The sequence below is a fragment of the Rhodococcus sp. NPDC003318 genome, from assembly GCF_042879035.1.
GTDB lineage: Bacteria > Actinomycetota > Actinomycetes > Mycobacteriales > Mycobacteriaceae > Rhodococcus_G.
In genome coordinates this window covers 1-3,736 of sequence record NZ_JBIAOU010000045.1, presented here as the reverse complement: position 1 = coordinate 3,736, position 3,736 = coordinate 1, and the positions used below count along the sequence as shown (strand labels likewise).

The 3,736-nt window shown below is 66.0% G+C and carries 1 protein-coding gene; it reads left to right on the top strand.

Annotated elements, in window-relative coordinates; genetic code table 11:
• Positions 1-14: 14 nt before the first annotated feature.
• A partial coding sequence (locus ACFYVR_RS26880) for an SDR family NAD(P)-dependent oxidoreductase (protein ID WP_387479430.1) occupies positions 15-3,736 on the top strand: 3,722 nt, incomplete at its 3' end.

The following is a 3,736-nucleotide window of genomic DNA, read 5'->3' as shown; positions in this document are numbered from 1 at the left end:
CGGTGGACGATTCGGTGACGTCTGCGGTGGGTGGTGTGGTGCCGTGGGTGTTGTCGGGTCAGTCTGCGGGCGCGGTCCGCGAGCAGGCGCAGAGGGTTCTGAGCGACACCGCCGACCATGACCCAGGAGACATCGGTTTCACCCTGACCACCACGCGTGCCACCCTCGCGCATCGAGCTGTCATTCTCGGTCGGGACCGGCGTGAACTGCTCGACGGTCTCACGGCGATCGTCGCCAACCGGCGGTCACCACGCGTGGTGACCGGCGTTGCCAATGGACAGCCGCCGGTCGCGTTCCTCTTCTCGGGCCAGGGAAGCCAGCGGGCGGGAATGGGCACCGAGCTGTACGAGCGGTTCCCGGTCTTCAAGAACGCCTTCGACGAGGTCGCATCGCACTTCGACCAGGACGTGACGGCCGACGACTGCGACATCGAATCCACGGCATGGGCACAGCCGGCACTGTTCGCAGTCGAAGTCGCACTGTTCCGGCTGCTCGAGTCGCTCGGGGTCACACCGGACTACCTGATGGGACACTCGATCGGGGAACTGGCGGCTGCGCACGCCTCCGGCGTATGGACCCTTGCCGACGCCTGCACGATTGTCGCCGAGCGCGGCCGACTCATGCAGTCCGTCGTCACGAGCGGTGCGATGGTTTCGATACAGGCCTCCGAAGAGGAACTGTCCGGTTTGCCGGACGGAGTGTGGATCGCGGCTGTCAATGGCCCGACGTCGGTGGTGATATCTGGCGACGAGACGGCAGTGCTGGCAGTGCAGACCGACTTCCACGCCCGCGGCCGGAAGACACGGCGGCTCCAGGTCAGCCACGCATTCCATTCCGGCCACATGGACACCGTGCTCGACGAGTTCCGGACCGTTCTCGCCGGCGTCACCTACTCGGCACCGAGAATCCCGATCGTCTCGAACGTCACCGGAGACGTCCTCGAACTCGACCAGCTCAGCTCGCCAGACTACTGGGTGAACCACATCCGCCAACCTGTGCGATTCCACGACGGACTACTGACCTTGCGATCAGCAGGCGTGCGAGTACTCGTGGAACTTGGCCCGGATGCAGTGCTGACCGCCATGACCTCCCCGTCGTTCGGCGACGACGCCGCCCTCACCGCGACACCACTTCTGCGGCGTGACCGCGCAGAGGTGGACACCGTGATGGAAGCACTCGCCAAGACTTACGTTTCGGGGGTCCCGGTCGACTGGTCTCGCTTCTTCTCGGAGGCGCACAGCGTCGAGCTGCCCACGTATCCATTCCAGCACCAGCGCTACTGGTTGGAGGGTGATCGTCGAGTGAGCGACCTCGATGACGTCGGCCTCGACGGGGGTGGGCATCCACTGCTGGCAGTGGCAATCGAATCCCCGGAAACGGGATCTATGACGTTCAGTGGCCGGATCTCCACGTCGAACCAGCCGTGGCTGTCCGATCACCAGGTGTTCGGGCGGACGGTGGTTCCGGGTACCGCGCTCGTCGAGATGGTTCTCCATGCCGCCGATCGCGTCGGTTGCGCCGAGCTCGAAGAACTGGTCAACGAGGTGCCCCTCGCACTACCCGAGCACGGTGGAGTTCGGGTCCGCGTGGCTGTCGGCGCGGACGATAACGGTCGTAGACCGGTGAGCGTGTACTCGTCGACAAACGACGGTGCCCCGTGGACTCGACACGCGAGCGGCGCGGTCGTGGTCGGAGACTCCCCGGAGCCTGAGGTCGATCTGTCCGTGTGGCCGCCGGAGGGTGCCTCGCCCGTGGACGTCACGGACTTCTACGAGTCGATGGCGGACGTCGGGCTCGACTACGGCCCGGCATTCCGCGGTATCAGCACCGTGTGGCGGCGCGGCGACGACGTGTTTGCCGAGATCGCCGTGCCCGCGTTGCAGACCGAGAACTTCGGCCTGCACCCGGCGCTATTCGACTCGGTACTTCAGGTCATGGCGGTGGCCGATCCGCTCACCGACGGTGTGCGGCTCCCCTTCGCCTGGTCGGGAACGCGATTGTCTGCTGTGGGTGCATCGATGCTGCGAGTCCGCCTCGCACCGTCGTCACCCGGCGCACTGCGTATCGAGATGGCGGACGGGTCCGGCGCACCGGTCGGGGTCGTCGCGTCGTTGGCAGTGCGATCGGTGGACGAACATCAACTTCCGTCCGCGAACCAGGGCGATCTCTACGCGGTGGACTGGACTCCCGCCGTCAATGCGGCCGCCGTGGAAATCGGATCGGTGTACATGGTCGACAACTCGACGCTGCCCGAAGTACTCGGGTTGGTTCAGGCGTCGCTCACTGCAACCGACAGCGGCCCGGTGGCATTCATCACACGAAACGCGACCTCGGACCCAGCGCAGGGAGCGGTGTGGGGACTGCTGCGGTCGGCGCAGTCGGAACACCCGGGCCGCTTCATCATTGCCGATACCGACACCGAAACAGCCTCCGACGAGCCCACATTGCGAACCGTGCTCGAGTCGGGGGAGCCACAGATTGCCCTGCGGAGCGGTCGAGCGCTGGTGCCACGTCTGCGTCGCCTTCCGGCCCAGAAGATCTCGACGTCACCGATGACAGGAACCGTGCTCGTCACCGGAGGAACCAGCGGCCTGGGAGCACAGACCGCTCGACACCTGGTGACCGCACACGGGGTCACACGACTCGTCCTCGTCTCGCGACGCGGACCCGAAACCCCAGGGGTCTCCGAACTACTGGACGAACTCACCGAGAACGGCGCGACGGTGAAGGTTGTCGCCTGTGACGTGGCAGATCACGCGTCGGCGGCCGCCGTGCTCGCCGATATCGACGACCTCACCGGGGTGGTACATGCCGCCGGCGTCGTCGACGACGGGGTGGTCACGTCCCTGACGTCGGAGCGCCTGACGACTGTGCTCCGACCGAAGATCGACGCGGCGTGGAACCTGCACCACCTGACTCTGGACCGCGACCTGTCAATGTTCGTGATGTTCTCTTCGGTCGCCGGGATCCTGGGATCCAAGGGACAGGCGGGCTACGCCGCCGCGAACGCCGCCCTGGATTCGCTCGCGAACTTCAGGAGCGAACTCGGCCTCCCTGCCGTGTCGATTGCGTGGGGGATCTGGGAACAACGAACCGGGATGACCGCCAAGTTGGGGGCGAGTGATCACGCGCGCAACGCCCGCGACGGTGTGCGCGAAATGACGAACGACGACGGACTGGCGCTTTTCGACGCCGCCCTGCAGTCTGATCTGTCGACCGTTGTCGCGGCCCGGATGGAGCTCGAGCGGACCGACTCACCGCTCGGCGGCAAACGGAAGCGACGTGTGGTCACTGCGGGAGCCACTGACCGGACTGCCCTTGCCGGCCTCGCTTCGCTGCCGCTCGACCGCCGGTCTACAGCGGTGTTGGATCTGGTCCGCGAGACCACCGCACATGTGCTCGGACACACGGGGCGCGAATCCGTGTCGGTGGACGCCGCGTTCAAGGATCTCGGTCTGGATTCACTCACAGCCGTGGAGCTACGGAACCAACTCGCGGCGGACACAGGCCTGCGCCTTCCTGCGACGCTCGTGTTCGACTACCCAACGCCACGATCGATCGCCGCGCTGATTGTCGAGGAGATGTTTCCATCGGGAACATCCGTCGAAGCGCCCACACCCAACCTCCTTCCCTCGGACGACCCGATCGCCGTCGTGGGGATGGCGTGTCGGTATCCGGGTGGGGTGGGTTCGCCGGAGGATCTGTGGGATCTGGTGTCCGCCGGGGTGGACGTCGT